This window comes from Magnetospirillum sulfuroxidans, from assembly GCF_018224925.1.
Classification (GTDB): domain Bacteria; phylum Pseudomonadota; class Alphaproteobacteria; order Rhodospirillales; family Magnetospirillaceae; genus Magnetospirillum; species Magnetospirillum sulfuroxidans.
This window is the reverse complement of record NZ_JAGTUF010000002.1, coordinates 76,544-102,599: the sequence shown is the minus strand read 5'-3', so window position 1 is coordinate 102,599 and position 26,056 is coordinate 76,544. Positions and strand designations below refer to the sequence as shown.

The following is a 26,056-nucleotide window of genomic DNA, read 5'->3' as shown; positions in this document are numbered from 1 at the left end:
TGTGTGCGTTCGTCAAGATACTCGACGGGCTTTCTTGCTTCGGATTTTTTGGGGGGGGCGTACAACTCCGATCGCCATTGCAATCACTGCGGACTGGCGATCGCGCCAAATAGCTGATCGAGGTCATGTGCGACAATGATCGCATCCCGGCCACCATTGACGACGATGATCGCCTCGGTGCGGTCACTATCGGCATCGCGCAGCCCACAAATGGAACTGAGCCTCAGGGCGTGGCGGATACCGTTGATGTCGGTGACGCACAAGAAGCCGTTGTGGCGAAGTGGTTCAGGCATCTTTACGCCCCTTTCCCGGCCAGTTGAGCTCGCTGCCAATAGCCGCAGAAGTCGATAGAGGGCTTGGTGGCGCAGACCAAGCTGGTGACCAAGCGGAAGAGTTCGCCGTTCGGCTGCCGACGGTTGTCTTCACGGAAGGCCGCTTCCTGGGCATAGCGATCGAGGTAGTCGCCGCTGATATGGTGGTGGATACCGATCTCTGCTCGGCGCAGGCGGGAAAACCAGCTTTCGGCCTGATTGGTGCAGGCACCGTCGATACTGTAGCCGTGAATGTGGTTGACCCGACGCAGGTCGTAATGCGCATGCAACCGGTTCCAAGAACTTGCTTCGTCGGCATGCATGACGCCGCCTCTGGCGACATGGGCACGGATGAAGCCGGTGGCGGCATCTTCGGTGGCAAAGCTCCGGGCTAGGCTGCGGCCTTGGCGCTCACGAACGACGACGACGCAGCGGCGCTTCCCAGACCTGTTCTCCGTCCGCCGCAGATCCTTGCGATCCTTCTTAAGGTTTTCCGGTCGGACATGGCCACCGAAGTAAGCGCCATCAATCTCGGTTACTGTGCCCTCGCCACCGAGGCGATTCTCACGAGCCTCGATCGCCATGGCTTCGCGCAGCTTGTGGGCCAGGACGAAGGCCGTCTTATACTGGACACCCAGGTCGCGCCCCAAGGCCAGTGCGGACTTTCCTTTCACCTCGTTCACAAAGATCACTATCGCCGCTAGGTAGATGCGGAGCGGCAGCTTGTGAGAAGCGAATAGTGTGCCGGAGGTGACGGAGAAGTCCTTTCGGCAAGCCTTACAGCGCCACCGGCTGGCGCCGCTGGGACGCCGACATTCATAGCAGATCGGGCATCCGCAATGCGGACATACTGGATTGCCTTCCGTATCGGCCCAGCGAATGCCGCGAAACACTTCCTCCGCAGCGGCGTCGGTCAGTCCGAACACCTGGGCGAGCGACAACGTGCGCGCCTTTGCGGAAAGAAGGAAGTGTTGGCCGGACGGCCTGGGCATTCGAGCACCTCAAAAATAACGATTTTCGTTATTTGGAAGTGTATAGCGTTATTCGTGCGCGGTCAACGCATCTCGAGCACCATTGACGAAAATCGTTATCACCGTCTAAGATGCCGCATGACTGATAGGCCATTGACGATCGAACAATCCGCTGCCGGGCGCGCGTTGCTTGGCTGGTCCCAACGGGATCTTGCCGAGAAAGCGCACCTAGGGGAAAGCACCGTCCGCAACTTCGAGAAACGGCGCGGGGCGCAGACCTACAACAACGTCCTGGCCATGCGCGTCGCCATGGAAGCTGCCGGCGTCGTCTTTCTCGATGCCGACGAAACGATGGGGCCAGGTGCGCGGCTTCGGCTGAGTGAGAACCGATAGCTGCGGACGCGCGATCCCGGCTCCTTCTGTAGGAGCGGAGGTTCCCGATCTGCTGCCCACGATACTCGACGCGATGACCTATGCTTCTGACGAGGCAAGCCTGCGACGAAGTGGTCGCATTGGGTTGGCGTCCCGGTCAGCCAATAGGATTGGCTCGCGCCACCTGTCGCACCCTGTCATGCGCCGGAACTCGTAATGTGGATAGGTGATGAGACGGTGGATGTTCTCCGCCGGCAGCGGCACGTTGATGGCGCCTTCGTGATCGACCCCGCGTCGGGCAGCTCGGCCGATACTGCACAGCTTCCGCTCGATCAGTTTCAGAGCGAGGCTGGTCTGGGATCTAAGAAACGAAATCGGAACCTCTGCTTCAACGATGCAAGGGGTGCCGATCCGGCGCAGCTCGGGTGAAGTGGAAAGATTGCCTTCGTGGTGCACATACAGGGCCTCGCCGCCCCAATGTTTGAAAAATCTCCCGATCCCACCTTCACCAGCCTTGCCGGGGCGGAAGAAGCAAAACCACAGCATTTCAGCCCGACCGGAATCCGCAGCGCTGTTGCACTCCCTCAGAAGCTTGGCCGTCTGTGCCGATATCAGGCAGGCACTTTCCAACTGGTCAACCCGCTGGTGCAAAAAGAGCTGGTTTGGCAGACGCATGCCGTTGGCTAGAATTTCGGCCATTTCGTCCTCGGTCAGGCGGGTACAATGCCAGCCCCTCAGGGAAAAGGGCTGCATCCGGTCGACTAGGTCGCTGACGGCCAGGTCAAAAGATGCCGCGCTCCCCTGGCCAGCGTCCCAGGCACGGTAGACATCGCCGAACCGATCGAAATGAGCGCAAATCGAAAAGGGCCAAGTTTGGGGCTTGGATAAATCAATCGTCGAGACCACGGGCGGAGCCGAAACCATGGTTATTATTGGCCGTTGTTCAGGAAAATGCTGGAGCGATGTGCGCTTCTGACGCCTCAAGGCGTCGCGCGAGCGCATCTACCTCCGGGTGTGCCTTCCGCCAATGCTTGGGCACGCGTGCGGCGGCGTCCGGTGCCCAGACGTACTGCTCTGGCGCCAGCGTAGCGCGGAATGCCAACGCTTGATCGGCAACCACGACGAAGCGTTGCGACAGAGCGTCTGTCCGAGTGGCGTTTAGCGTCCGCCAGGCTTGCCAATGGACGGTGGCCGACATCGCGTCAGGCCATGCGCCGTCGCATAGACACGCCTCTCCTTCGAGGGCCGCGGTATTGCTCGGATGCGCTTGGCAAATCGCCATCCAGACTTCGCGCGTCATGGCTGTACGCCTGGGTTGGCATTGCTCATCCATTGGCATTTTCACCTCCCCTTCATCCGGCCAGTCTCCATGCGAGGGAAGCAGATGTCCAGACCGCTACCTTGGGTTCTTGGGTTCGAAGGACACCCTGCTGCACCATTGGCATTGCCCTGGAATGGGGGCGGTATCGCCGAGTGTGGCTGAAGACCGGGCCGAAGCTCATTCCCTAAAGACCCTCTGGCTGCCAACTCGGCGGAGCACGGCAACGCTGTCAGGGCGCGGTGAGGAGAAAACGGGAAGAAGGGGCCGCAATTCGCGCAGACAAAACATTGCAGCTCCGCACCACTGGGTGCAAATACCGCAGAAAACTGCGAATTTTGTAGTCACCACCCTCAGTGGAGAAAATGTGGTCGCGTGAAAATGATGTAATGGAGAAATGGAACGGCGGCGTTGTTCGCACACGACACCTTCTCACACCACGCCCCCGCCTTCCATTTTCGGATTGCCAACGGGGTGGTTCGTCACGGATATTTGCCGAACCTACTCCATGGAGGTTCTGTGCATGTAGACACGCTTATCACGCAGAGACATTTATAGAGGCGCGGAGACCCCATCGAAACGAAAAACCCCGCCGTTGACGCGGCGGGGCTTTGATGCGGATGTCGCTGCCAGCCTAAGCCAACACCGACAATCTGAGCATGCGTGAGCATACGCACCTCGCAGCATGCCAGATCGCACGGCCCAGCACAACCATGCTGCGCCCTCTTTCGGGGCGCAAACGGGGAAACTCATGTCGATCCATTTCTTGCTATCTGCGGCCAGCCGCGGATTTGGCCTGCTTCACATCATGCAAATGTCGGATGCCGACATCTTCGCTCTCTTCTGCCGAGCACGATGGCCTTCGACCCAAGGGGCGGCGATCTGCCCTGACTGCAATATGCCGGCTACTGGTCCGGATGCCCGCAAACGCTTCAAATGCAAGTGGTGCGCTCGAAATTTTAGCCTGACCAGCCGGACGGCCTTTCATGGCCGAAAGCTATCACTGCGCCAGTTGTTGGTGGTCGTCACCTTGTGGGCAACCGCAGCGAAAGGAACGTCGGCAGCGCAACTGTCGCGGCAACTGGACGTCAATCACCGAACAACGTTTGCCCTATTCCACAAGCTTCGGCACAGCTTCTTGGTCGAGTGCTCCGACCGCCAAATTGGCGGTGAAGGAGAGGAGGTCGAATTCGACGGCTGTTATATCGGCGGTCACGTCCGCAAGGCCAATTGGCGCAAAAACCGGCGAGACCGCCGGAAGGCCAGAAACAAGAGCCCAAAGCGCAGGGTCGTGATCGTGGGCAGGGAGCGAAAGCCGACGGGACGGACAATTGTGACCGTTGCTCCGACAGAGGCTGGAGGAGTGCCGTTCCTGGCGCGCCGAATGCGCCCAGGCACTATCGGCTATGGCGATGAAGCGCCCTCGTGGAACGATTTGCATGCCACGCACGAGATTTATCGCATCAACCACGAGGAGGTTTATTCGGATGGGGTTGCTTGTAGCAACCAGGCGGAAAGCTTCTTCTCTCGGCTTCGCAAACTGGAGCGCGGTCAGCACCACCGGATATCCGGCCACCATCTGCACCGCTACGCTGTGGAGGCGGCCTTTCGCGAGGATCACCGCCGCCTTTCTGCGCTGGAATTGGTGATGCTCATCCTGCACTTGGCGCTCAACTGCGGACCAGATCCCGAGTTCAGGGGGTATCAGCGGCGAGTTCGGAAACCTCGGCGTTGATGCGCCATAGGTAACCTCCCTTGGGGCCGGGCGCCGTAGTAACGGCGCCCCGGTTCCGCAGATTGATGAGGGAGCGCCGGATCGCGGTGGTGAGGGCTGAGCGATCGTCGGCAGGCATGCCCGAGACGGCGAGATATTTCTCGACGATGGCCTGAATAGGCAGGGCCTGCCTGGTTGACCGGAGGATGCCGACCAGGGTGCGGCTAAGGCTGCCGCTCCGGCGCCCAGGCCTTTTCTTATCGGGAGGGGTGTCCGTGGTCAAAAGTCGAATGGTCGCATCGAGGTGCGCCACTTCCTGGCGCCTGACCTCCACGACCGCCTCGGCCAGGGCAACGGCTTTGGCGAGAACTGTCCGCTTCCGGAGAAGCACTTTCACCACACTTTCCACGCTGGCCCGGCTCATCGCTCGATCCGCTCCATATCAGTCTGGAGCCGAGCTTAAGCGCCCAGTTTCCCAAAACGAATTGGGTTTGGTGGCGTTTGCTACATAATTCCGCATATTCTCCGTTCCGCCACGGCTATCGGAAAACCACAATCTCTTGCATTCCACACATGCCTCCGATGCATTGGCTGCGGTGGTAAGACCGCTGCATTTTCAGATATGCTGCGCCGCAACAACATGGAGGTTGTTGCATTATGTTGGAAGAATGGATCCGCAATCTGTCCATCGAAATGCTTCGGCAGATTGCCGAAGACGCCAAGGTGGAAGGCAGCCGCATCTGGCAATTGGCCGTGGTCGAATTGCTGTTGCGTCAAAATCAGGCCGCTTTGGCCGCGTGAGGAAAACGGGGCCGCTTTGTCGGCCCCGTCCTTGGCTTTGTCGTTTGTTGCCCCGCATGTCAGCTTGTTCCGGTCAGGGCAAAGCGGATGGGGATTTCGATGGCGGCTTCTACCGTATGCCCGGCCCGTCTGGCCGGCACGAAGCGCCAGGACTTGACCGTCTCCAAAGCTGATTGATCCAGCACCGAATGTCCCGATGACCGCTGAACATTCAGTGTGGCGACGTGGCCTAATTCATCGACACGCACCATCAAGATGACCACGCCTTCCAAACCGCGCCGTCGGGCCAATGTCGGATAAGGCGGTTTGGGGTTGTTGAGGTAAGCGGCATGGGCATTCGGCAAGCTGTCGGCTTCGTCGCCGCTTTTGGTTCCGTTTCCGGCTGTCGCGGCGGCAATGGCAGCCGTGGGGGCCGCCGCTGCCGGTTCAACCCCTTGATCGACCGTCTTATTGTCCGCTTTCGTCTCTACCTCGGTTTCAGCCACGGGTGTTGTGTTTTGCACGGCAATTGTCTTGGCCGCGATGGTTTTGGGGGCGGGGGGCGGACGCGGGATCGTGGCCACGGGCTTGGACGGCGGCTTTTGGATCGGGGCGGCGGCGATCGGTGTTGGGGCCGTCGGTGTTGGGGCTGGGGGGGGCAGGGTGACGAATTCCACCATCAACAGCGGCTGGGGCGGCTGGGGCGCCAAGGGCGGCGCGATTCCCAATAAGGCGAGGGCCGCGGCGCCATGCAGAACCGCCGCCGCCACGGGGCCGCGGCGGCGGCCACCGGGATCGGCGCGCACGCACAGGCGGGGGCCGGCGATCATCATATCCCCACCAACAGGCTGAGACGGCGCAGACCCAGGGCGACCAGCACGCCGGCGCCGGACCAGCGCAACCAGTTTTCCACTCCGCCCTGAAGACGCAGGTTGCGGCCCAGCAGGCCAAGAACCGGAACCACCAGCGCCAGCGGTGTTACCGCCGCGCCCAAGCCGAATACGATTCCCATGATCCCCCCTTGCAGCGGTTGTGCCGCCAATGCCGCCGCCGCCAGCAACGATGCCAGCGGTGCACAGGGGGTCAAGCTAAGAGCGGCCCCCAACAGCAGCGGCGGCAATGGTGCACGGCTGACGGCGCAGCCGGTGGGGCGGCGGGGCCGCCAGACCAGGGCCAGCCCGGCGGCGATTCCGGCCAGCCCGATGGCCCCATGTCCCAACGGCCCAGCCAGGATGCGACCCAGGCTTTCGCCGGCCCAGCCGGCGATGCCCCCCAACAAGCCATAGCCGGCCAACCGTCCGGCGAGAAACGCGGCCAGATCCTCGGCCGCGTCCCAGCCGCCCTTGCCGCGTGCCAGCGCCCAAGTGCCGATGAAGGGCAGGCACGAGGCGGCGCAGGCGGTCAGGCCCACCGATACCCCCAGCACGAAGATTCCGCCCAGCGCCACCAGATCCATGGCTAACGTCCTGCCTTGGCGACGGGCTTGGGCTTGCCTTCGGGGCTTTCCCGCCGGGTCATGGCGTTAAAGGCCGCCGCCGACGATTTTACCAGCGGCAGCGGTCCCAAGCGCAGCGACAAGGTGCCGTCTTCGGGACAAAAGGCGATGCAGCGGCCGCACAAGGTGCAATCGGCATCAAAGGCCGTGGCGCCGCTGGCGGTATGGATGGCGGTGATATCCATGGGGCAGGCCTTGGCGCACAGGCCGCAGCGGTCACAGCGCGCACTGGCCCGTTTGACCAGCCGCAACGGGGCGAACCGCCGCAACATGGCGTGCAGGGCCAGCATGGGGCAGACCCGGCAGAACGGTTGGCGGAACGACAGGGCGAAGACGGCGCCGAAGCCGAAGCCGAGATCACGCAGAACGACGAAGATGATCTCGCTCCAGGTGCCGGCCAACGGCAAGGCCAATTGGTTGACATCGCCGGTGGCCAAAGTCGTGACGATGCGCGACGGGCAGACCTGACACCACGGATCACGGAACGAATGGGGCAACACGCCCATGCCGGAAATCAGCGGCAAGGCGAAGATGGCCAAAACCAGCACGATCCATTTTATCGAGGAAACTCGGGGCCGCCATGCCGGCGGAACCCGGCGGAAGGCCAAATCGAAGCGTTGCCCGATCCGGTGCAGGGCTTCTTGCACCGTTCCCAGCGGACAGATCCAGCCGCAAAACGCCTTGTTGAGGACAACAAAAAAGGCCAGGAACGACAACACGGTGAACATCAACGGCAGGAACAAGGTCATGGTGATGCCGTGCAGCTTCACCAAGCCTTCTCCGACCCGGTGATGCAATTGGTGCTGCAACGGCACCAGCACGCAATAGGCGGCGTTTTCCTGGTCATAGGCGCACGACAAGGCGGGCAGCGCACCCGACAATTTGTCGGCGGAATAATGGCCGACGGCGCCGGCGCCATAGACCAGCACAATCAGGCTAAAGGCTTGCACCCAGGGGCGCAGACGCATCAGGGTCAGGGCATTCATTTGGCGGCTCCGGTGCGGCGGATGACCAGGGGGGCGGCTAAAACCATGCCGAGCACGGCCAGGGCGAAGCCAGCCCAGGGCGAGGTTCCGTCCAATTGGTCGGGACCATAGGTGTAGGCAAAGCTGGCCAGACGCGGGATGGCCCCGCTGCCGAGCCGTGCCGACAGGGCGAAGGCGCTGCCGTTGGGGCGGCCATGGACTTGTGGCGGGCGTTGGTCGATGGGTGGGAAATCGGCGGGAAATGTCACCAAAACCCAACCGTCAAGATCACTGTACAGGCGCTGGTGGGTGCCATTGGCCGTTTCCAGGTTTACCACCGCCCCCGGCAGGGGCTGGCCATCGGCCATCAGGCGGAAGCGCACGCTTTCCCCCGACCGATAGCTGGAATGTTCGCGCGGCAAGCGTTCCGGCAGCAAAAGCAAGCCGGGGCGCGCTGCCGCCAACAGATCGCCGGGGCCGGGGCCGGGATTGCTGAAATAGATGGCCGTGGCGGCCGTGATGAAGCTGCCATCGTGGTCGCTGGAGGCCAGCACCAGATGGTAGTTTCCGATTTCAGGGGTGATCCGGGCCTTGCCGTCATTCAGACTCAGCGACCGGGTCGGGCCTTGCGGCGGCACGACGCGCACCGCGTCGGCGGTCATGTTCAGCGGCGTCGCCACCGCTTCCAGCCGTCCGGCCGGCCGCGCCGTCACGATCGGGGTCGCGGTCCATCCTTGGGCGGCGGCTTGGGCAGAGGGGCTGGCGTGGTCATGTTGAGCCAGGGCGGGAGACGCCGTCGCCACGGCGATGGCGGCCATCAGGAAAATGCGCATGGATGACCTCCGTCTTAGAATTTCAAGGTGTAAGTGGCAAGGAAGCTGCGCGGCGCCGCTCCGCCAAAGGTCTTGCTGCCGTTGGTGTCCTTTTTTGCTTCGGTGGCGTAATGCTGGTCGAACACGTTGTCGATGTTCAGGGCGATGGCGTGTTCCGGCGTGATGTCCCAGCCCAACGAGACGTTGGTGACAAAGGAATAGCCGCCGTATTTCTCGGTGTTGGCGTTGTCCATCCAGTATTCGCCCCAGCTGATGGTCTGGATCCGCGCGTTCAGGCCGCTGTCGTGGCGATATTGGGCGAACAGCGAATATTGGTGCATGGGGATCAGCGGCACCCGGTTGCCGGCGCGGCTGGTGGTGGTCTTGGCGGCGCCGCTGCCGGTGATTTCGGCGAAGCGGTCATAGGTATAGTCGCTATAGGTGTAGCTGCCGCCGATGCTCAGGCCCGGCAACGGGCGGTAGGTCAAGGTGCCGTCAAAGCCCTTTTTCTCGGTCTGGCCGGCATTCTGATAAACCGATTGGCCGTTTTCATAGACCTGGACGATGTCGTCCTTGACCGGGTTGTAGTACAGCGCCGCGTCGAACTGCCATTGGTTCGAACGATGCTTAAGGCCAATTTCATAATTGCGGGACTGGGCCGTGGTCAGGCCAGGGTTGCTGGTCAGTTCCGACGATGACGGTATCTGATCGCCCTGGGCCAGCGAGGCATAGGCGGTCAGCGTCGGGGTTAATTTGTAGCTGGCGCCGATCTTGGGCGATACCAGGGTAAAGGACGGCGTCGCCTGTGACTGGCTGGCGCCCCAGGTGTAATTGCCGGTGGCGTAATTGTATTCGCCGCGTTTATCGGTATCGATCTCGAACATGCTGCGATCGACGCGGCCGCCCAGATCGACGGACAGACGATCGGTGGGGGTAAGGGTTTCCTGGGCGAAGACGCCGGCCAGATAGTTCTTGGTGTCCTGGGTTTCAAGCAGGCCGCCCTGACGGTCGGACAAGGTGGATTTGATGCGGGTGCCGGCGGTGGTGTAATCGCGATAGGCGTATTTGCGCGCATCCAGCGACAGATCGGCGCGCAAGGTAACGCCGCCGACCAAGGTGGAATTCATGCCGGCCAGATTATGGCGGTATTCGCCTTCGATATCGGTGCCGAAGATGTAATTGCCTTCGGACACGTTGATGACGCCGGTTACCGGGTGATAATGCTCCCAGTGATTGGCGTAGACGCGTGGGCGAAAGGTGAAATCGCCGAAATCTTGTTCATAACGGGTGTTGCCGAACAGCGTCCAGGCATCGCGGCCGGAATTCTTGAATGCGTCGGAATTGTCGTTTTGCCGTCCGGTCGTCCGGTATTCATTGAACTGCGAGGTGTTCATGGTGCCGGGCAATTGGGTGAAGCTGTTGGAAAAGCTGATTTCCGAATCCCACGTCCCGCCCGAGGGCATGATCCGGCCGTATTTGAACCCAGCCTGATTGGTCTCGAAATTGTTCCAATGGCGCCAGCCATTCTCCAGCACCCGGCGCGAAGCGGTTACCGCTACCGCCTGAGTGTCGTCAATCATGCCGCCCCAGCGCATGTGCAGATTCTGCGCCCCTTGCGTGCCCAGGCCGATGCGGGCGCGATTGGCGGTTTGGTCGAAGACCGATTTCGACAAGATCTGGATCGTTCCGCCGGCCGAACCGGTGGAGAAAATTGACCCAGGCCCCTTGGCCACCTCGATGCGGTCGATGTCTTGGGTGTCGATAAAATCGAAACGGGTAAAGCTGTCGGGGTCGCTCATCGGCACGCCGTCGCGCAAGACCATGATCTCGCGCACGCCATAGGCCGCCTTGATGCCGGCGCCGCGAATGGACAGGCGCACGTCCGAGCCGCCGTTCTTGCTGTCGACCTGCACCCCCGCCGTGCCCGACAGCGCGTCCTTGATGTTGAACATGCGCTCGGCTTCGATCCGTTCGGAACCGATGACGCTGATGGATTGCGGGACGTCCTTGGTGGCCCGTTCGCTGCGGGTGGCGGTGACGCTGATTTCGTCCAGCACGGTGGGGTCGTCTTCGGCCAAGGCCGGCGGAATAAGGGCAACGAAAGTGATGGCGGATGCGCAGACGCGCCGCCGCAAGGATGCGGAGGACATGAAAGAAAACCTCGTCTAGCCGAAAAAAAAGGAAAGGAAAGGGGGCTAGACCAGGATTGGCGGGCCGCGAGGCCGCGCCGACAGGGTAAGGACCGGACGTGGGGCGGCTTCGTCGCGATAGCGTGGCGACGCAAGGGTGGTGACAACCGGCAACAGTATGCCGGGGGCGACCGAGGGCGCCGTCGCCACCGCCAGCAGGGGCAGGCAGAAGGAGCAGGAAATGCCGGTTTCGGCGGATTGTTGCGTTTGTTCCCAGCCGCCCTGGCCGTCAGCGACCAAGGTGACCATGCCATGGGCGGTGCAGATGACCATGGTATCGGCGGAGGGGGCGGCCTGGGCCGGCAGCACGCCGAGCAACGGCAGCAGGATTTGCACGGCCAGGGCAAGCAGCAACGCCCGCACGGTCGAGCCGTCGGTGCGAAACAACTTTAGAAATCCCCGGCGGTGCATTGCCATGATGCGGATTGCATACCTTGTTCAGGTGTTGGTGGACCATAACGATGGCCGGATCGCCAAGTCAATTCCGTGACGTCGATCAAATGCTGAAATGACTCTGGAAATGGGGGGAATAGCTTCCCAGATATGGCAAAAGTTGTTTTGCCCTGGTGATACCAGCTAGACCTCGGCCGATTTCCAGCATAGCCTGATCATTCCAACAGTCATATGGGGGAGAACCGATGAAAGCGTTGAAGACACTCGCCACGATCGCTGCCGTAATCGTAGGCTCGAGCCCGGCTTTTGCCGGATCGACATTGGATGCGGTCAAGGCCAAGGGTTTCGTCCAATGCGGCGTTAATCTGGGCCTTTATGGTTTCTCCGCCCCCGACGAAAAAGGCAATTGGAGCGGTCTTGACGTCGATGTCTGCCGCGCCGTCGCCGCCGCCGTTTTCGGTGATTCCACCAAGGTGAAGTACACGCCGCTGTCGGCGCAGCAACGCCTGCCGGCCCTGCAATCGGGCGAAATCGACATGCTGGCCCGCAACACCACGCATACGCTGTCGCGCGACACCGCCAACGGCCTGAACTTTACCGTCACCAATTATTACGACGGCCAGGGCTTCATGGTTCCCACCAAGCTGGGGGTCAAATCGGCCAAGGAACTGAACGGCGCCACCATCTGCGTGTTGCCGGGCACCACCACCGAACAAAATCTTGCCGATTGGTTCCGCGCCAACAAGATGACCTTCAAGCCGGTGGTGATCGAAAAGAACGAAGAACTGACCTCGGCCTTTTTCTCGGGCCGCTGTGACTCGTTCAGCTCGGATGCGTCGCAATTGGCCGCGGTGCGGGCCAACGAAGCCCCCAATCCGGCCGATTACACCATCTTGCCGGAACTCGTCTCGAAAGAGCCGCTGGCTCCCGCCGTGCGTCATGGCGACGACCAATGGCTCGACGTTGTGCGGTGGTCCATCTTCGCCATGATCGCGGCCGAGGAAAAGGGCGTCAGCATGGCCAATGTCGATCAGATGGCCGCAACCTCCGCCGATCCCGAGGTCAAGCGCCTGTTGGGCGTGACCGCCGGCAACGGCAAGGCCTTGGGCCTGGATGAGGCTTGGGCCAAGACCATTATCAAGCAGGTCGGCAATTACGGTGAAAGCTTTGAACGCAATGTCGGCATGGGCTCGAAGCTGAAGATCGCCCGTGGCCAGAACGCCCTTTATAATCAGGGCGGTCTGATGTACGCGCCGCCGTTCAAGTAAGAACGGGTCGTTCCCCATGGGCGGGCTGCGGACGACACGGCCGAAAACCCTGCGAGCGCTGGTTTACAGCGCTCGCTTCCGCGGCATCGTCTATCAGGTGCTGGTGGTTGCCGGGGTGTTGGCGCTGGGCTGGTATCTGGTGCAAAACACCCTGGCCAATCTGGCGGCGCGCGGTATCGCCACCGGTTTCGGCTTCATGGGCCAGGAGGCCGGTTTCGATATCGGCGAAGGGGTGATCGCTTATTCCTCTGCCGACACCTATTTGCGGGCTTTGGTGGTCGGCGTCTTCAATACGCTGAAAGTCGCGGTTTTGGGCATCGCCCTGGCCTCGGTGGTCGGGCTGGTGGTCGGGATTTCCCGGCTGTCGCGCAACTGGCTGATCGCCCGTTTGGCCACCCTTTATGTCGAGGGCGTGCGCAACGTCCCGCTGCTGCTGCAATTGTTCGTCTGGTACGGCTTGGTCACCTCGTTGCCGGTGCCGCGTCAGGCCATTGATGTCGGTTTAGGTGTCTTCTTGTCCAATCGCGGCCTGAAGATGCCGGTGCCGGAATGGCATTCATCCTATGGTTCGGTCGTGGCCATGCTGGTCATCGCCGTGATCGGCATGGTCTTTTTGCGCCGGTGGGCCATTAACCGGCTGTACCGCACCGGGCGGCCGTTTCCCTGGATTCTCAGCGGGCTTGCCGGGGTGATTGGCTTGCCGCTTGTGGCTTTCGCCTTGTTTGGCGCGCCGCTGGTATGGAGCGTGCCGGAACTGCGCGGCTTCAATTTCCAAGGTGGTGTCGATCTGTCGCCGGAATTCGCCGCTTTGCTGGCCGGCCTGACCGTCTATACCGCCAGCTTTATCGCCGAGATCGTGCGCTCGGGCATTCTCGCCGTGCCGCACGGCCAAACCGAGGCGGCGCTGTCCTTGGGCCTGTCGCGGGCCAAGACCCTGCGTCTGGTGGTGCTGCCGCAGGCGTTGCGGGTGATCGTGCCGCCCCTGACCAGCCAGTATCTCAATCTGCTGAAGAATTCATCCCTGGCGGTGGCCATCGGCTATCCCGATCTGGTCAGCGTCGCCAATACCGCCATCAACCAGACCGGACAGGCGGTGGAAGGCGTTGCCGTGACCATGGGCGTGTTCCTGGTCATCTCGTTGGCGCTGTCGTTGTTGATGAACTGGTACAACACCAAGGTGGCATTGGTGAGCCGATGATCAGACCGCAAGACGATATCCACAACGCCACCGCCGCCGCCGATGTCGAGGAACCGTCCTCGGCGGTGCTGGCCGCGCCTTCGGCGGTGGTGTGGAAGCCGCTGAACTGGGCCAAAAGCAATCTGTTCGACAGCGTGCCCAACGCCATCATGACCTTGCTGGCCGTGTTGCTGCTGTGGGAGGTGGTGCCGCCCTTGCTGTCATGGGGGGTGTTTAACGCCACATGGTTTTCCGCCGACGGCACCGCCGCCGCTTGCCGCGACGGCACCGGCGCCTGTTGGGCGCTGATGGGGGAAAAGAACCGGCTGATGCTGTTCGGCGTTTATCCCTATGACCAGCATTGGCGCCCGGCCTTGGCCACCGCCCTGGTCATCGCCATGCTGGCGACCAGTGCGCTGCGCCGCTTTTGGGTGCCAGCCCTGGCTTATGCCTGGCTGGGCGTGGTGTTGGTGGTGGCGTGGTTGATGTGGGGCGGTATTCTTGGCCTGCGCTATGTGGAAACGCCGCAATGGGGCGGTCTGCCCTTGACCCTGGGCTTGGCCCTGCTGGGGATCGTGCTGGCCTTTCCGCTCTCTATCGTTCTGGCCTTGGGGCGGCGTTCCAACCTGCCGGCCATCCGCGCCGTCTGCACCGGCTATATCGAATTGGTGCGCGGCGTGCCGCTGGTCAGCGTGCTGTTCATGGCCTCGGTCATGTTTCCGCTGTTCCTGCCCGAAGGCGTGACCATCGACAAGCTGTTGCGCGCCTTGGTCGGCATGACCTTGTTTACGGCCGCGTATCTGGCCGAGGCGGTGCGCGGGGGGCTTCAGGCCATTCCGCGCGGCCAAGAGGAAGCGGCCGATGCCCTGGGCCTGCCTTATTGGCGCAAGATGCGGCTGATCGTGTTGCCGCAGGCATTGCGGCTGGTGATTCCGCCCATCGTCAATCAATTCATTTCCTGCTTCAAGGACACCTCGCTGGTGACCATCGTCGGTCTGTACGATCTGCTGGCGGCGACCAAGGCATCCCTGGCCGATCCTGACTGGCGCCCCTTTTTCGTCGAGGGTTACATCGCCGCCGCCTTGGTCTATTGGGTCTTTTGTTTCAGCATGTCCCGTTATAGCCAGTGGTTGGAGCGCGAGCTCGCCACCGGCACCCGTCGATAGGAGTCCGCATGACCGACGACGCGCCCGTAGTCGAATTGATCGATGTGCAGAAATGGTATGGCGCCTTCCATGTGCTCAAGGATGTGTCCTTGTCCGTGCGCAAAGGCGAAAAGGTGGTGGTGTGCGGGCCGTCGGGCTCGGGCAAATCAACCATGATCCGCTGCGTCAACCGGCTGGAGGAACACCAGGGCGGCCGTATCATCGTCAACGGCATCGAACTGGCCGATGATCTGAAAGCCATCGAAGCCATCCGCAAGGATGTCGGCATGGTCTTTCAAAGCTTTAATCTGTTTCCGCATTTGACGGTGTTGGAAAATCTGACCTTGGCCCCCTTGTGGGTCAAGCATGTGCCCAAGGCCGAGGCCGAGGATCTGGCCATGCAATTGCTTCAGCGCGTGCGCATTCCCGATCAGGCGAAAAAATTTCCCGGTCAGTTGTCGGGCGGCCAGCAACAGCGTGTGGCCATCGCCCGCGCCTTGGCCATGAAGCCGTCGATCATGTTGTTCGACGAACCGACCAGCGCCCTTGACCCGGAAATGGTCAAGGAGGTTTTGGACGTGATGATCGAATTGGCGGGTGAAGGCATGACCATGATTTGCGTCACCCACGAAATGGGCTTTGCCCGCGCCGTCGCCGACACCATGGTGTTCATGGCCGAGGGGCGGGTGATTGAAACCTCGCCGCCGGAACAGTTCTTTTCCGATCCGAAAAGCGAGCGAACCCGCCAATTCCTGGGCCAAATCATCGGGCATTGACCGCTATGAACCTTAACGTCGTCGAAGCCGGTTGCGGCAAGCCGCTGGTCATTTTGCATGGATTGCTGGGGTCGGCCCGGAACTGGGGCGGCATCGCCGCCAAGTTGGGTGAAACTCACAAGGTGATGGCGCTGGACATGCCCAATCACGGCGCTTCGCCGTGGTCGGAATGCATGGATTACCCGTTCATGGCCCGCCAAGTCGCCGATTTCATCAAGGCCCATTGCGGCGGTCGGGCGGCGGTGGTCGGCCATTCCATGGGCGGCAAGGCGGCGATGATGCTGGCGTTGACCCATCCCGAGATGGTGGAGAAACTGGTGGTGGTCGACATTGCCCCCGTCAGTTATACCCACACCTTCGCCCCCTATATCAAGGCCATGCGCGCCGCCCCGATCAGCACGGCGCAACGGCGCGGTGACGTGGAACTGGCCATGCATGGGGTGATCGACGATCCCCGGGTGCGCGCCTTTCTGATGCAAAATCTGGATGGCCAGCCCGGATCATATCGCTGGCGGCCCAATCTGGCGGTGCTGGGCGCGGCCATGGACGATATCTTGGGCTTTCCCCATCTGGCCGACGGCGTTTGCTATGACGGTCCGGCGCTGTTCCTGCATGGCGCCGCATCCGATTACGTGCTGCCCAGCCATGAAGACATCATCGCCGCCTTGTTCCCCCAGGCGCAATGGCGGGCGGTGGAGGGGGCCGGACATTGGCTCCACGCCGATAAGCCGGCCGAATTCAGCGAAATCGTCGGTGCTTTTCTCAGCGCTTGACGGTGCTGTCGTGGGCGAAGCTTTTCAGTAAGGCGTTGCCTTGGCGCACGGCTTCGTCCAGCCCTTGTTGGGCGCTGACCGTGCCGGCCCAGATGGCGTCAAGCTGGGTGTCGATGATGCTGCGAATGGCGATGAAATTGCCCAAGCGCACGCCACGGGAATTTTCCGTTGGCCAGTGCAAGGTGATCTGCTTGATCGCCGTTTCGGTTTCCGGATTGCTTTCATAAAAGCCCTGCCGCCGCGACAGCGAATAAGCGGCGCGGGTGATGGGTAGATAGCCGGTGCGCTGATGCGACGCCGCCTGAACCTCGGGCGTCGAGAGATACTGGAAGAACTGGGCGATGCCGATGTAATCGGTGGGCGGGTGGCCGTTCATCACCCAAAGGGTGGCGCCGCCGATGATGGAATTGCGCGGCGCCCATTGGATTTCCGGCCAATAGGGCAGCATGCCGATGCCAAAATCCAGGTTTTGCGCCGCCTTGAGCTCGCCATACGCGGCGGAGGTGGCCAACAGCATGGGGCAGGTGCCATCAAGGAACTTGGTCAGGGCTTCGTCGCGGTGGCTGTCGGGGACAAACACCTTGTCCTTGACCCAGCCGGCCAGACGGTCGATGTGGCGGACATGGAATGGCGAATTGAATTTCAGTTCGATATCGATGCCGCCGATGCCGTTCTGTTTGCTGGCGAACGGGACGTCATGCCAGGCCGACATATTTTCCAGCAAGATCCACGATTGCCACTGGCTGGTGAAGCCACAGGCATAGCCGGCCTTGAGCAGGGAACGGGCGGCGGTTTCCACCTCGGGCCAAGTGGTCGGCAATTGCTTGGGATCAAGTCCGGCCTGGGCCAGCGCCTTGCGATTGACCACCAGCACCGGGGTCGAGCTGTTCAATGGCAAGGACAGCAATTTCCCGTCCAGGCTGGAATAATACAATGTCACCGCCGGCAAATAGGCATTGTCCATAAAATCAATGCCGGCTTGGGTCATCACCTCGTGGACCGGGCGGATAACGTCGCGTGCCGCCATCATGGTGGCGGTCCCGACTTCGAAGACCTGCACCATGTGCGGAGCCTTGCCGCTGGCATGGGCGGCAAGGGCTTCCTGCATGCTGAAATCGTAGCTGCCCTTGTATTGGGGCACGACGCGGTATTGCGAGTTTTGGCTGTTGAACCCCTGGGCCAGATCGTCGATCCACGCCGCCAGGGTGCCGGGCATGGAATGCCACAAGACGAGATCGGTCTTGGCCTTGGCCTCGTCGCCGGCGGTCAGGAGAGCCGCGCAACAGGTGAGGATGCAACCAATGCGGACAAATGGATTCATCAAGTCTCCTCCACCCCACGTCTTGCATAGCAGAGTTACTGGGGGAAGGCAAATCGACCAATGGTTACATTTGTGTTTCAGGGGGGCAGACAAAAAGCCGCCCGCCAAGGGGGGGAGGCGGGCGGCGGAGGAGTTGTCTTAGAGAGGGAGGCTGACCTCGGAGAGGCCAACATCTGACCAGAACGCTAAGCTATTCGGCGCGGCTAGTCAATAACAATTCTAAGGTGGATTCGCAACTGATGCGGCATCGGCGGCGGCGACAGCTCCGACGGCTAATCAATCTCGCGGGTGAAGGTCAGGGTGTGCTGGCGGCCGCCACGGGCAATCTCGCGCGCCAGGGCCAATTGGCCGATCAGCTTTAGCCCCTTGCCGTGCGGACGGGAAGCATCGCGGATCTGGACGGTGTCGGGGTTATAGCCGCGGCCCTGGTCGGTGATGGTGACCAGGACCGTGTTATCGCGCAGGCGGGCATCAAGGGTGATGCGGCGTTCGGCCTTGATCGGGTCGGCCAGCCGGCGGCGTATTTCCGCCCAATAGGCGCGCATGTTCTCGAAGGCGCGGCGGGGGGAGTGCAACTCCAAATTGCCGTGGACCACACCATTGGCGATGGCTTCTTGCAGGGCCAGCAAGATGTTGCCCTTGGCGGCCTCGCCGATCATGCCGCGGGCAAGCAGGGAATCGCAAAACAGCATGGCGAGGGGCAGGCGATAGGCGGTGCTGGTCGTCATCGAAACCAGCAGGTGATGATCGACCGGCGGCAACGCCAATTCTTCCGCTGGAGTTTGATTCAATTGCGACGTGACGACTTCAATAATGGCGGCAAAGCTGCTGCCAAAGGCTGCGGTCAGCGCGGCATCGTCGCCACTGGCGATCAAGTGAATCGGGCGCTGGGATTGATCGGGAAGGGGCTGCTGACGTGTCGGCAATGCCAGCCAGGCGATCCAAGAGGTCAGAGCGGCGAAATCCACCCCGACCAGAGTGAGGTGGCGTTGGTCGGGGCGGGCGCTGCTGTGCTGGTGCTGGCGACGAATCCACACGGCGGTGGTGTCGTCACTCAGCTGTGCCCGTCCCGGCGGCACCACCGCATCCAGAATGCTGTTGAGGTCGGCATCGGGAAAGCGCGTCAAAAGGGGCTGCAAGCGCTCGAGTAAGCCATGGGATTCCAGGCGGGTGCCGTCATCGGTTGCGATGTCGGTCAGACCGTCGCTGAACAGCAGCAGCTTGGCGCCGGGTGGGAAGGCTATGGAATGATTGGTATAGCTGGCGCGCTCGGTCAGTCCGAGCGGTAAGCCGGTGGTGTCCAATTGGTGAAAGTCGCCGTTCAGCACCAGGACCGGCTTGGGGGCGCCGGCACCAGACCAACGCAATTCATCGCGTTCCAGGTCAATCAGGCCGAAGAACAAGGTGGCGAAATGCCCCCGCATCAAATTGCTGCGCAAGGCCCCGTTGAGGAGCTTCAGGAAATCCGCCGGTTCACGCATGGCGGTGCTTTGCTTGCTGATGAAGGCGTGGAGCCAAAAGGTGTTGAGCGCCGGCATCAGGCCGTGGCCGGAAAAATCGGCCATCATCACCGCGACCAAGGTGTCGCTGAGGGAGTGGACGGTCCAGATATCGCCGCCGACGCCGTCCAAGGGCTCGACCCGACCCTCGATGGCCAAGCCATGGTTGCCGCGCAGTTGCTCAAGCAGCGCCGGTGCCGGGAACAAGGTGCGCTGCATTTCGCGCGCGCCCTGCATTTCCTTGTGTATCCGCTGGTTGGTGTCGCGCAGGGTGCGGACCATGCGGCGGTTTTCCAGATGCACGCGCAAGCGCGCCGACAATTCCGCCGGCCGGATCGGCTTGGCCACCACGTCCGAGGCCCCGGCTTCGAAACAGGCCAGCACGTCTTGGGGGGTGGTCAGCGCCGTTTGTACCAAGATGGGGATGTCAACCCAGGCGGGGATGGCGCGAATGCGGGCACAGGTGGCGAAACCATCCAGATTAGGCATGACGATATCAAGGATGATCAGATCGGGATGCACCGTTTCCAGTTTGCGCAGGCAATCCAGACCATCACGGGCCTCAACGATGGTGCCGATGCCGTTGCGGCGGGCGATCGCGGCCAGCAAGTCACGATTGATTTCCTCGTCATCGACGACCATGACCGTGGCCCAGGACCAATCTTGGGGCGTGACGGTGGCGGTCAATGAAGTCTCGGGTTGGGCCATTGCGGCACTCCGATGGGGCGGCGAGGAAGGTTTGGGAAAGACATGACAAAAGACTTGTTCGGGCCGGGCGGTCCTGTCACCATCCGGGCCATATGCTGCTGAAAGCATAGGCCAGAATGGTGTTCCCTTCAAGGTCGCGCGAAGTAAGGGTGAGAGTAATGCAGTACAAGGTTCAGAATGACGGAAGCACCGCCCTGGTCACCCTTGAAGGGCAGCTTGATTTTTCCGCTAATGATACCTTTGAGAAATTGCTGGATGGGCTTAAGTCTGCTCCGCCGTCGAAGCTTATATTTGACCTGAGCGCTCTTTCCACTATTGATTCTGTCGGTCTTGGTCTTTTGTATATTGCCAGCGAAGATTTGGAAGGCGTTCCGGTCGTGTTGCGCAATCCGCAAGGGTATGTCGCCCGCCTGTTGGAGCTGACCGACGCCGCCAAGATGTTCCAGATCGAACGCTGACCAACACCTGTCCCGGCCGCCGGTTCCGGTGGCCGGTTCCGTCTTTGTTAGCTCACTGACTGAATATAGCTGGTCACCTGCCCATGCATGGAATTGACCACCGAGGCCAGCTTGCGGGCGCTCCAGATCACGCGCACGGTCCCGGCACAGGAATGGGCCGAGGATTGCGACAGCTGCGACACCGAAAGCGACACGTGTTCGGCTTCTTGCACCACCCCTTCGATATTGCGTGAAATCTCTTGCGTCGACGCTTCTTGTTGCTGCACGGCACCGGCAATGGCGGCGGCGATGCCTTCGATGCTTTCGATGGTGTGAACGATGTCGGCGATGGCGTCGATGGCTTCGCGGGCTGCCGATTGCACCGATTCCACCTGGTCGGTGATGGTGCCGGTGGCGGTGGCGGTTTGATTGGCCAGCTTTTTGACTTCGTTGGCGACCACGGCGAAGCCGCGCCCGGCCTCTCCGGCGCGTGCCGCCTCGATGGTGGCGTTCAGTGCCAAAAGATTGGTCTGACCGGCAATCGTGTTGATCAAGCCGACCACTTGGCCGATCTGGGAAATGGCCTGAGCCAGTTCATCCATGCGGGCGGAGGTGGCGCTGATCTGGGTGGTCGCCTGGCGGGCGACCGCGCTTGATTGTGTCGCTTGACTGGCAATTTCGTTGATCGAGGAAACCAGTTGGCGGGTGGCTTCCGACACGATTTCCGCCCGCGCGGTGGTGGCCTGGGCTGCCTCGCCGACATCAAGCGAACGGCCGCCGGTGGCTTCCGAGCGTTGGGCCATCATGTTGGCGGTGTCGCTGATGCCTCGGGTTGAAGTCGCCACATTATCGACCATGCCCTTGACGGTCATCTCGAATTCAATGGTTTTGGCGTCGCGGCTTTCCATGGAAGCCAAGATGACGTTGATGGAACGGACAAAGCGCAGGAAGTCGCCGCGCAGCCCTTCCTCGGGGATGTAGCGGAAATATTCCTTGCGTTGAGCCGCCGCCATGGCCGCGCCGATTTCCTTGGCAAAGGTCTCGGTCAGGTCCAGCACCCGGTTCGTGGATACCAACAATTGGCCGATTTCATCGTCGCGGCCGATGCGGATCATACGGGCATTCAGGTCGCCCTTGGCGGCCTTGTTCATCACTTCGCCGGCTTCTTGCAAGAGGACGGCGACCTTGTTGATGTGGCGGCCCAGGAAGACGGACAAAGTCAGCCCCAAGGTGGCGACAATGACCAGAATCGCACTGATCACCCAAGCTCGGGTTCGGCCGGCGGCAGTGGCGGCGGCGGCGGCGGCGCGGTCGGCGGCCATCAACGTGTCGGCACTATCGATCAGGCTTTCCAGCGACTGAGTCAAGTTGCGGGCCTGCTGGTCGAATTCTTCCATGTGGCGGTTCCCGGCACGGGTTCCTTCCGCCACATAGGCATTGGCCATGCGTATCCCGGTGTCGTAATAGGGCGGGAAGGCGGCGTCAACGGCATCTAAGGATTTGAGCAGCGCCTCGGCTTGCAATTGCCGCCCCAGATCGCGGGCTTGTTGCAGGTCCTTAAGGAAGGATGCGCGATAGCGGGCGGCATTGTCGAAACCGTCATCCAGACCGTTTTCGCCTCGGGTGGCGGAAACGTCGCTCAGATATTGCTGGACCTGGATGATGTCCATTTGTATCTGCCGGGTGGTCAAAGCCAGGGGCGACATCAGGGTGTGAAAACGGTCAAGCACCTGATCTTGGGAATTGGCCTGTTGCAGGCTTTGCAAGATGCCGCCGAAGCTGAACAGGGCCAGCAGGGCAACCACGGCCAGGAAGCCGCCGGTGACCACACGCGCCTGCTTGCGGATCGATGTTTTGACGTTCATGGCGGATGCTCCTAACGGCCCAGGCTCAACACGAAGCGGTCGTAGCTGGAAAAGCCCAGCGCCGTCACCGCCTCCAGCAGCATGGCTGATGATTTTTCCAGGCCGGCCTTGCGATCATCCGTGCTTTCGACCTGACGCAGGCGGGCATACAAGGCGCTGATGGTGTCAACCGCGCTCCGCTTGGGCGCGCGGCGGCAGGAATGGTAGCCGATGATCTTGCCTTCGGCATCGACGCTGGGGGTGACGTGGGCCAGAACCCAATAATGATCGCCGTTCTTGCTGCGGTTGACCACATAGGCAAAGACTTCGTGTCCTTGACTGATGCGGTCCCACAAAAGCTTGAACACGGCACGCGGCATGTCGGGGTGACGGATCATGCTGTGTGGCTGTCCCAGCACTTCTTCCGGGCGATAGCCGCTGATGTCGATAAACACATCGTTGGCATAGATGATCCGCCCGGTCGTATCGGTCTTGCTGACGATGATTTCGTCTGTCGGAAAGGTACGTTCGGTTCCGGTGACAATACGATCCATTAGTCATGCCCCGATGGTCTGGCGATTGGCCGGAAGATACCGTCACCACGCGGGACTGTCATCACTTTAAGAGAAGACAAGGGCATCGGTATTGTAAACGGTTTGCAAATAGGTGGGCATTCTTGCCCATTTGAGTCGTGATTAGAAGGAAGTCATCGGTACTATTGATGGGGTTCGGTATCTACGGCTGAAACGGTAAAATTGAAGGTCGATCCCGTGTTTTCTTGGGATTGGACCCATATTTCCCCACCATGGCGCTCGACAATTCGTTTGCATATGGCAAGGCCGATCCCCGTTCCTTCGTATGCGCCGATTCCGTGCAGACGTTGGAAGATCATGAAAATTCTGTCGTGATACTCGGGCGAGATGCCGATTCCGTTGTCTTGTATTGAAATGATCCAGGTGTCCGCCTGACGATGGGCCGATACGGTGATTTCGGGGAAGCGGTCGGCCGCGCGGTATTTCAGGGCATTGCCGATCAGGTTTTGCAGCAGACGCACCAGCTGGGTTTCGTCGCCCATGATGTGCGGCAGGTCTGGGGGATAGCTGATCCGGCCACCGCTATCGGCAAAGGCCGAAACCAGATTGTCGCAGGCGGCTTGGATGATCTTGGTCAAATCAACGGATTTGGGCTGCATGCCGCGGGAATCGATCCGGGAATAGGCCAGCAGATCCTCGATCAGCTGTTTCATGCGGATGGCGCCATCGACGGCGAATTGGATGTATTCGCGTCCCGCCGCGTCCAGCCGTTCGCCATAGCGGCGTTCCAGCAATTGCAGGAAGCTGGCGACCATGCGCAAGGGCTCTTGCAGGTCATGCGAGGCGACATAGGCGAATTGCTGCAAATCCTCGTTCGAGCGGCGCACCGCCGCCAGCATGCGGTTACGGTCGCGGATATCACGAATATAGCCGGCGATGTAGCTGCGGCCGTCATGTTCCAGCCACGAGGCCGAGACTTCCACCGCAATAATGTCGCCGCCGGCGGCGCGGTGCGTGGTTTCGAGAATGCGGGTGTTGTGAAGCTCTGGCGTATTCCACAGAGTTTCGGCCGTTATTGAGTTGAAATTGGGGTCCCAATCGGGGATGCGCATGGCCATCAGCTCGGCCGCTGATTTGCCGAAATGGCGGCAGGTGGCGGCGTTGACCCAAACCATGCGGCCACCGTCATGCGGGTCCATGCAATAGATCGGGTCGGCGCTTTGATCGACCAGGGCGCGAATGAAGCGCAAATCCTGCTCTGCCCGGACGCGTTCGGAGATGTCGATGGCCACGGTGACGAATTGGTGTGGCGGGTTATTGCCGTTGCGGATCGCGCGCACCGACGCGTCGACCCAGATGCAGCTGCCATCGTGGCGGACAAAGCGTTTGTCCAAGCGATAGCGATTGACCTGCCCATTTATCATGGGCTCTTGCAGCAGACTTTCACGCAGGCGGTCGTCGGCATGGGTCAAGGTCCGCATGTGGAGGTCCAAGGCCTCGTCGGCGCCGATCAGGCGCAGGAAGGCATCATTGGCCTGCATCACCTGGCCCAGCGAATCGGACAAGACGATCGCCGCTTCCGAGGTGGCAAAGATCGAACTGAGACGCTGTTCGCTGGCGCTTAGGGCGAATTCACGCAGGCTGGCCCGGTGCAGGGCATCGCGCAATTGCATCGCCGCGTCTTGCATGACCGCCATCTCGGCGGTGGCCGGATGAGGCAAGGGCTGGGCTTGAGTGGCGCCGTCAAGGGTGTTGCGCATGGATTGCGCCACCCGCAAAACCGGAATTAACAGATTGCTGCGGATAATCAGCGCCGCCGCCGCCAAGATCAGCAAGATGAATACCCCAACGGCGATGCCAGAGCGTCGGGTCAGGTCGGAAATGGCTGAAAGACGGTCGAATCGCTCGATCATCAACCGGGTGGCGTCGTCGGCCAGCCTTCCTTGCAGGTTGACCAGGATGCTTTCCTGGGGCATCCACAAATCGCGGGCGATCTTGTCCAACTCCGCCATCCGGGGGGCGGCGTCGGCCTGGGCGCGCAAGGCATAGGCCCGTTCCCGCTGCGCCACCACCTGGCGGATGGTCCCGTGCACCGCCATGACCTGATTGCGCAAATCCTCATCGAAGGTCAGGGACGGATGAAAAGCCAAAGCCTGAGCGGTAATCGAAGCTTGCCGCCAATCATTGGGCGCGTTGGCGGTGGCGGCGACCCAGCCGAAGCGGATCAGGCGCTCCAGATTGGCGGTGGCGCGCTGGCGTTCCAAAATGCGCGGAAGCGTTTCTTCCCGGCTGGCCTCGATCAAGGCATGGGTGCTGGCGCCTGAAATCGTCATGGCCACCAGCGCCGCCAGCACGGCAATGGTCAAGGCCAGCCCCACGGCGGCCAAACGGCGCCGTAATGACGGCAGGTGTTCTTGGGCGGTGGTCGTCGTCACGGAATTTACAAAATGTCGAAGGGGAAGTAGCGGGCAATCAGCGGGCGATAGCTGCCGTCGCGCAAGATGGTGCTGATGGCGGCGTCCAGCGCTTCCAGCACTTCCGGTCGACCTTTGGTGACGACGATGTGGACCGTTCCCGACAGGCGCGGATCGCGCAAGGGGGGGCCGATATAATCAAAGCCGCGGCCTTGGTTGCGGCTCAGGAATTCCAGGACGCTGACGGTGGGCAGCAGGGCCAGGCGGCAGGTTCCGGCGGTCAACCGGTCGAAAAGCTCGCGAAAGGTCGAGACGGCCATGAGATTTTCCGCCGGACCGGGCTGCTCGGCCAGAAATGTCTCCTGGATGCTTTTGCGCACGACGCAGACAGGGTGTTGGGCGCGGGCCTGGGATGGATCGACGACCGCCATGCCGGCGGCGCCGACGAAGCTGCTGGTGGATCGCCAGATCGGGGCCGAGAACAACATCTTGTTTTCGCGTTCGGCGGTTTTCAAGGTGTTGCCGATGCCGATCTGGAAGGTGCCTTCCTCGATGCCGGCGAGGAGCAGGGGGAATGTCGTTGGTTCCAACGAACAGCGCCGCGCCATGCGTTGACACAACAGCTTGGCCAATTCGACATTGAAACCGTCAAGCCGGCCGCTGGGATCGGTGATGATGAAGGGTTGGGCCGTCGTGGTGATGCCGATCACGACATCTTGTGCCCGTGCCGACGGGGCGGCAAGGCCGATGATCAGGCAAAGACTTAGGATGGCGCGTATCATCGGTTGGACCCGCAAGTAAAATCCAGACCAGAGAAAACCACCTTGCCGGAGCGGTCAAC

General features: G+C 61.3%; 25 protein-coding genes. 9 read left to right on the top strand and 16 right to left on the bottom strand.

The genetic code is table 11. The features are described 5' to 3' along the window. Positions 1 to 83: 83 nt before the first annotated feature. On the bottom strand, positions 84 to 293 hold the full coding sequence (locus tag KEC16_RS04435; protein WP_211546466.1) for a hypothetical protein: 210 nt from the start codon (positions 291 to 293) through the stop codon (positions 84 to 86). A 2-nt stretch (positions 294 to 295) separates the two neighbouring features. Beyond that, the gene (locus KEC16_RS04430; protein ID WP_211546465.1) at positions 296 to 1,303 is read right to left on the bottom strand and encodes an IS1595 family transposase; all 1,008 of its coding nucleotides are present in this window, start codon (positions 1,301 to 1,303) and stop codon (positions 296 to 298) included. 132 nt (positions 1,304 to 1,435) lie between these two features. Here KEC16_RS04430 and KEC16_RS04425 point away from each other — a divergent pair, with 132 nt between their 5' ends. After that, positions 1,436 to 1,675 (top strand): helix-turn-helix domain-containing protein, encoded by a 240-nt coding sequence (locus KEC16_RS04425; RefSeq protein ID WP_211546464.1) that lies wholly within the window; start codon positions 1,436 to 1,438, stop codon positions 1,673 to 1,675. 78 nt (positions 1,676 to 1,753) lie between these two features. Here KEC16_RS04425 and KEC16_RS04420 read toward each other — a convergent pair whose 3' ends face one another. Continuing rightward, positions 1,754 to 2,656 carry a hypothetical protein gene (locus KEC16_RS04420; protein WP_211546463.1) on the bottom strand — a complete coding sequence of 301 codons (903 nt, stop codon included), beginning with the start codon at positions 2,654 to 2,656 and terminating at the stop codon, positions 1,754 to 1,756. 1,067 nt (positions 2,657 to 3,723) lie between these two features. On the opposite strand from KEC16_RS04420, the gene KEC16_RS04415 reads away from it, so the two are divergent. Beyond that, positions 3,724 to 4,707, top strand: coding sequence for an IS1595 family transposase (locus KEC16_RS04415; protein ID WP_211546462.1), 984 nt, complete (start codon positions 3,724 to 3,726; stop codon positions 4,705 to 4,707). On the opposite strand, the gene KEC16_RS04410 is transcribed toward KEC16_RS04415, so the two are convergent. After that, positions 4,667 to 5,110 (bottom strand): hypothetical protein, encoded by a 444-nt coding sequence (locus KEC16_RS04410; protein ID WP_211546461.1) that lies wholly within the window; start codon positions 5,108 to 5,110, stop codon positions 4,667 to 4,669. The two genes, KEC16_RS04415 and KEC16_RS04410, sit on opposite strands and share 41 nt — an antisense overlap. A 233-nt stretch (positions 5,111 to 5,343) precedes the next feature. On the opposite strand from KEC16_RS04410, the gene KEC16_RS04405 reads away from it, so the two are divergent. Next, positions 5,344 to 5,487 (top strand): hypothetical protein, encoded by a 144-nt coding sequence (locus KEC16_RS04405; RefSeq protein ID WP_211546460.1) that lies wholly within the window; start codon positions 5,344 to 5,346, stop codon positions 5,485 to 5,487. Positions 5,488 to 5,546: 59 nt separating this feature from the next. Here the strand turns inward: KEC16_RS04405 and KEC16_RS04400 are convergent, their stop codons facing one another. From KEC16_RS04400 to KEC16_RS04375, 6 genes are read right to left on the bottom strand one after another with little or no spacing between them, the layout of a single operon-like run. Then, a complete protein-coding gene (locus KEC16_RS04400; RefSeq protein WP_211546459.1) occupies positions 5,547 to 6,299 on the bottom strand; it encodes an energy transducer TonB in 753 nt (250 codons plus the stop codon). Then, a complete protein-coding gene (locus tag KEC16_RS04395) occupies positions 6,296 to 6,922 on the bottom strand; it encodes an urease accessory protein UreH domain-containing protein (protein ID WP_211546458.1) in 627 nt (208 codons plus the stop codon). Before KEC16_RS04395 ends, KEC16_RS04400 begins: the two co-directional genes overlap by 4 nt. A 2-nt stretch (positions 6,923 to 6,924) precedes the next feature. Then, positions 6,925 to 7,947 carry a 4Fe-4S binding protein gene (locus tag KEC16_RS04390; RefSeq protein WP_211546457.1) on the bottom strand — a complete coding sequence of 341 codons (1,023 nt, stop codon included), beginning with the start codon at positions 7,945 to 7,947 and terminating at the stop codon, positions 6,925 to 6,927. Continuing rightward, positions 7,944 to 8,759, bottom strand: coding sequence for a hypothetical protein (locus KEC16_RS04385; RefSeq protein WP_211546456.1), 816 nt, complete (start codon positions 8,757 to 8,759; stop codon positions 7,944 to 7,946). Before KEC16_RS04385 ends, KEC16_RS04390 begins: the two co-directional genes overlap by 4 nt. Before the next feature lie 14 nt (positions 8,760 to 8,773). After that, a complete protein-coding gene (locus KEC16_RS04380; RefSeq protein WP_211546455.1) occupies positions 8,774 to 10,888 on the bottom strand; it encodes a TonB-dependent receptor in 2,115 nt (704 codons plus the stop codon). A 45-nt stretch (positions 10,889 to 10,933) separates the two neighbouring features. Beyond that, positions 10,934 to 11,314: a DUF2946 family protein gene (locus KEC16_RS04375; RefSeq protein ID WP_211546454.1), complete on the bottom strand. Its 381-nt coding sequence runs from the start codon at positions 11,312 to 11,314 to the stop codon at positions 10,934 to 10,936. Positions 11,315 to 11,565: 251 nt separating this feature from the next. Here KEC16_RS04375 and KEC16_RS04370 point away from each other — a divergent pair, with 251 nt between their 5' ends. The 5 genes from KEC16_RS04370 to KEC16_RS04350 are packed head-to-tail and all read left to right on the top strand — an operon-like array spanning position 11,566 to position 16,459. Next, positions 11,566 to 12,588: an amino acid ABC transporter substrate-binding protein gene (locus KEC16_RS04370; RefSeq protein WP_211546453.1), complete on the top strand. Its 1,023-nt coding sequence runs from the start codon at positions 11,566 to 11,568 to the stop codon at positions 12,586 to 12,588. Positions 12,589 to 12,604: 16 nt separating this feature from the next. After that, positions 12,605 to 13,786, top strand: a complete 1,182-nt coding sequence (locus KEC16_RS04365; RefSeq protein WP_211546452.1) for an amino acid ABC transporter permease — start codon at positions 12,605 to 12,607, stop codon at positions 13,784 to 13,786. Beyond that, entirely contained in the window at positions 13,783 to 14,931 is a 1,149-nt protein-coding gene (locus KEC16_RS04360; RefSeq protein WP_211546451.1) for an amino acid ABC transporter permease, read from the top strand. The genes KEC16_RS04365 and KEC16_RS04360 overlap by 4 nt, the downstream gene beginning before the upstream one ends. Positions 14,932 to 14,939: 8 nt before the next feature. Next, complete coding sequence (locus KEC16_RS04355; RefSeq protein ID WP_211546450.1) at positions 14,940 to 15,686, top strand: amino acid ABC transporter ATP-binding protein; 747 nt, start codon at positions 14,940 to 14,942, stop codon at positions 15,684 to 15,686. Positions 15,687 to 15,691: 5 nt separating this feature from the next. Then, positions 15,692 to 16,459: an alpha/beta fold hydrolase gene (locus KEC16_RS04350; RefSeq protein ID WP_211546449.1), complete on the top strand. Its 768-nt coding sequence runs from the start codon at positions 15,692 to 15,694 to the stop codon at positions 16,457 to 16,459. Here KEC16_RS04350 and ugpB read toward each other — a convergent pair. Then, entirely contained in the window at positions 16,449 to 17,780 is a 1,332-nt protein-coding gene (gene ugpB, locus KEC16_RS04345; protein ID WP_211546448.1) for a sn-glycerol-3-phosphate ABC transporter substrate-binding protein UgpB, read from the bottom strand. The genes KEC16_RS04350 and ugpB overlap by 11 nt on opposite strands. A gap of 272 nt (positions 17,781 to 18,052) precedes the next feature. Next, positions 18,053 to 19,987 (bottom strand): ATP-binding SpoIIE family protein phosphatase, encoded by a 1,935-nt coding sequence (locus tag KEC16_RS04340; protein WP_211546447.1) that lies wholly within the window; start codon positions 19,985 to 19,987, stop codon positions 18,053 to 18,055. 158 nt (positions 19,988 to 20,145) lie between these two features. Between KEC16_RS04340 and KEC16_RS04335 the strand changes: the two genes are divergently transcribed. Beyond that, positions 20,146 to 20,445 (top strand): STAS domain-containing protein, encoded by a 300-nt coding sequence (locus tag KEC16_RS04335; protein ID WP_211546446.1) that lies wholly within the window; start codon positions 20,146 to 20,148, stop codon positions 20,443 to 20,445. Between the two features lie 47 nt (positions 20,446 to 20,492). Here KEC16_RS04335 and KEC16_RS04330 read toward each other — a convergent pair whose 3' ends face one another. The 4 genes from KEC16_RS04330 to KEC16_RS04315 all read right to left on the bottom strand — a co-directional run bounded on the left by KEC16_RS04330 (position 20,493) and on the right by KEC16_RS04315 (position 25,997). Continuing rightward, the gene (locus KEC16_RS04330; RefSeq protein ID WP_211546445.1) at positions 20,493 to 22,289 is read right to left on the bottom strand and encodes a methyl-accepting chemotaxis protein; all 1,797 of its coding nucleotides are present in this window, start codon (positions 22,287 to 22,289) and stop codon (positions 20,493 to 20,495) included. Positions 22,290 to 22,300: 11 nt separating this feature from the next. After that, complete coding sequence (locus KEC16_RS04325; RefSeq protein WP_211546444.1) at positions 22,301 to 22,822, bottom strand: PAS domain-containing protein; 522 nt, start codon at positions 22,820 to 22,822, stop codon at positions 22,301 to 22,303. 161 nt (positions 22,823 to 22,983) lie between these two features. Then, positions 22,984 to 25,236: a sensor histidine kinase gene (locus tag KEC16_RS04320; protein ID WP_211546443.1), complete on the bottom strand. Its 2,253-nt coding sequence runs from the start codon at positions 25,234 to 25,236 to the stop codon at positions 22,984 to 22,986. Between the two features lie 5 nt (positions 25,237 to 25,241). Next, entirely contained in the window at positions 25,242 to 25,997 is a 756-nt protein-coding gene (locus KEC16_RS04315) for a substrate-binding periplasmic protein (protein WP_211546442.1), read from the bottom strand. Positions 25,998 to 26,056: the final 59 nt, after the last annotated feature.